At 40.2% G+C, this 3,274-nt stretch carries 3 protein-coding genes; all 3 read right to left on the bottom strand.

The window, feature by feature from the left end:
* A partial coding sequence (locus CHA01nite_RS20205) for an HlyD family secretion protein (RefSeq protein ID WP_373869033.1) occupies positions 1–729 on the bottom strand: 729 nt, incomplete at its 3' end.
* 78 nt (positions 730–807) lie between these two features.
* Entirely contained in the window at positions 808–1,017 is a 210-nt protein-coding gene (locus CHA01nite_RS20200; RefSeq protein ID WP_146944777.1) for a bacteriocin-like protein, read from the bottom strand.
* Between the two features lie 73 nt (positions 1,018–1,090).
* A partial coding sequence (locus tag CHA01nite_RS20195) for a peptidase domain-containing ABC transporter (RefSeq protein WP_146944775.1) occupies positions 1,091–3,274 on the bottom strand: 2,184 nt, incomplete at its 5' end.

Genomic DNA, 3,274 nt, shown 5'->3' with positions numbered 1-3,274 from the left:
TTCTTCCATCTGTGAAAGGGAGATGTTGATATTTTCAAGATTCTGCTGAGCCTGCAGGAATTTTATTTTCTCATTTTCAAGTTCCATAGAGGCAATAACTCCCTGGTTATATAATTCCTGTGAACGTTGATAATTTTTTCTTGTAATTTCATATTTTGCCTGTTCGAGTTTTTTCTGCTGTTTTGTTGTCGCAATTCTCAGGCGGTATTCAGAAAGGCTTTGGTTAGCTGCCAGGTTTTCCGGGGCATAAGGTTGTAGTCTCGTAAATAAAGTTTCGTCCTGAAATGCTTTCGCAAAGCTATTGTAATCACTTTGAAGTTCTCCCAATTTGAAATGGGAAACTTTGCTCAATGGAAATGACAGTAACTGATCCGGTGCTGTTGAATCCACTATATTCTTAAGCTTTAATACGTCTTCATAATTTGCCGTTGACTGCAACACCATCAAAACCTGGTCTTTTTTAACCTGCTGATGTTCTTTGATAAAGATTTTTTCAATTTTAGCATTAGATCTGGCTTCGAGTTTTTCAGGCGGATTCTGAGAAGTAACGATAATCGGGGCCGGAATAAATTCGGGATACCGGATAACGTAGCTCATGATTAAGATGAGTACCAGAATTAATAGGATCATGGTATTTCCCCAACGGATCATCCAGTGGGGTGGTTGTGTAAGAATATCCTGAACGCTTTCCGAGCGAAGTTCAATATTGTCTAAGACGTCTTTTTCCATATTTTAGATATAAGCAATCTTCAAAAAAATTGAAGATTGCTGTTTCATACATTAGATCGAATCAAAATCTATTCATCATTACAAGCCGTCATTACAGACCTGTGAAGAGAACATATTCCTGTGAATGCACGATCCTCTTTTTTCGCACCATAGGAGATTGCTGCATCCGCAATCGAAAGGCTCGCCCGGAAGTGGCGGTTCTGTCGGAAAATAAGCCCCGCACAAACCGGCGCCTCCTCCGTTTAACGATTTTAGATGCTCTCTGGATAGTTTTTTCAGATTTTTCATAGTAATTTGATTTGGTTAATTTAATTCCTACTCTGTAAGCTTTTCGGATTCCGCTTGATCTTATGATCTATGATTAATTTCCAAGTTCCAGCTGGTTTTTTACCAGTCTGTAATATTCGCCTCTTAATGCGACCAGTTCGGCATGGCTTCCTTCCTCCACTAATTTACCCTTGTCTAAAACAATGATTTTATCCGCATGTTTTACAGTTGACAGTCTATGGGCAATTACAATTGCCGTTTTTCCTTTAAAAAACTGCTCCAGGTTTTCCATAATCACTTTTTCATTATTGGCATCCAATGCAGAAGTGGCTTCATCAAATAAGATGTATTCGGGAGATTTGTAGACGGCTCTTGCAATAAAAAGTCTTTGCTTCTGCCCACCGCTTACCCCAAGACCTTCATTCCCGATTTTGGTATTGTAACTTAAAGGAAGTTCTTCAATAAAATCTTTAATGTTTGCGATTTCCACTGCACGTCTGAGTTTATTCTTGTCAACATAATCTTCTCCGACCGCGACATTATTGGCTATGGTATCATTGAATACATAACCTTCCTGCATCACCACCCCGCAATGGTCTCTCCAGAACCGGGGAGAAATATTTTTAAGCTTTGTATTTCCAAGCCGGATTTCACCTTCAGACGGTTCATAAAATTTCATCAGTAATTTTAACAGTGTTGTCTTTCCGCTTCCGCTGGCCCCTACAATAGCGGTTGTTTTCTGATAGGGAATGGTCAGGCTTAAATTTTCAAAAACGGGAACATCAGAACCGGTATACCGGAAAGACAGATTTTCAATTTCAATATCCTTTCCAGGCAGTTCATGGCTGTATTGTTCATCCTTGTTCTCTTCGTCTTCTTTATCATGAATCTCACCCAGTCTCTCCAGAGAAATTTTGGCATCCTGGGTCTGTTTGATGAAATCAATCAGCTGAAGTAACGGACTGTTCAGCTGCCCGATGATGTACTGAACGGAAAGCATCATCCCCAGGGTCAGATTACCCTCCAGAACCAGCTTAGCCGATAAAAAGCTTACCAGAATATCTTTCATCTGGTTGATAAAGTTTCCACCTACCGATTGCCATTGTTCTAACGATAGCGATTTTATCCTTATTTTAAACAGTTTCACCTGCAGAAATTCCCAGTCCCACCGTTTCTGTTTTTCAGCATTGTGCATTTTAATTTCCTGCATCCCGTTGATAAGCTCGATGACCTTGCTCTGTTCCTGGGAAACCTGGGAAAATCTTTTATAATCCAGTTCTTTTCTCCTGCCCAGAAAGAAGCTGATCCATCCGATGTAAGCTGCTGCTCCGAAAAGGTAGACAATAAACAGTCTGTAGTCATAAAACAAAAGGACAATACTGAATATAATCAGGTTAACCAATGAAAACAGGGTGTTTAGTGACGAACTTGTTAAAAGCTGCTCGATCCGGTGATGGTCGTTGATCCTCTGCATGATATCCCCCGTCATTCTCGTGTCAAAGAAACTAATGGGGAGTTTCATCAGTTTGATGAAGAAATCTGAAATAATGGAAATATTGATTCTTGCCGAAAGGTGTAACAAAATCCAGCTCCTGATCATTTCAATTCCCATTCTTCCCATAAACAGCATAATCTGTGCAAGAAGGACCAGATAAATGAAATTAAGATCCTGGTTCTGAATTCCGACATCAACAATACTTTGGGTAAGGAAAGGAAAAATTAAGGAAAGTAAACTTCCTGCCAAAAGTCCTACAGCAAGTTGTATAACAAGTGACTTGTATTTTAATAAATATTTGGAAAGAAAAGAAAAGCTGGCTTTGCTTTCCTGATCATCAAATTCGGTCTGGAAAAATGCGGGAGTTGTTTCCAGGATCAGAACAATTCCTTCCTCTGTTTTCTCATTTGCATTTTCGCCAATCCACAGTTTGATAAATTCCTCTCTTGTGTAGGTTATTAAACCGTAACCGGGATCGGAAACGTATACTTTGTTATGTTTATCGATTTTGTAAACAACGACAAAGTGATTTTTGTTCCAGTGTACAATGCAGGGAAGGGGGACTTCATCAGCCAGAGACTCAAAATTGATCTGAACCCCCAAAGAGCGGAATCCCAAGTCTTCAGCGGCATCGCTCAAGCCGAGCAGGCTGCTGCCTTCGCGGGTTGTTTCTGAGAGGTTACGAATCTGTTGCAGGGAAATGCTTTTTCCGTAATGTTTGCTTACGATACGGAGGCATGTAGGACCACAGTCTTTAGAATCCGGCTGGCGGTAGAAAGGAAA

It is taken from the genome of Chryseobacterium hagamense, from assembly GCF_007991455.1.
Lineage (GTDB): Bacteria > Bacteroidota > Bacteroidia > Flavobacteriales > Weeksellaceae > Chryseobacterium > Chryseobacterium hagamense.
This window is presented reverse-complemented; position numbering and strand designations above follow the sequence as displayed.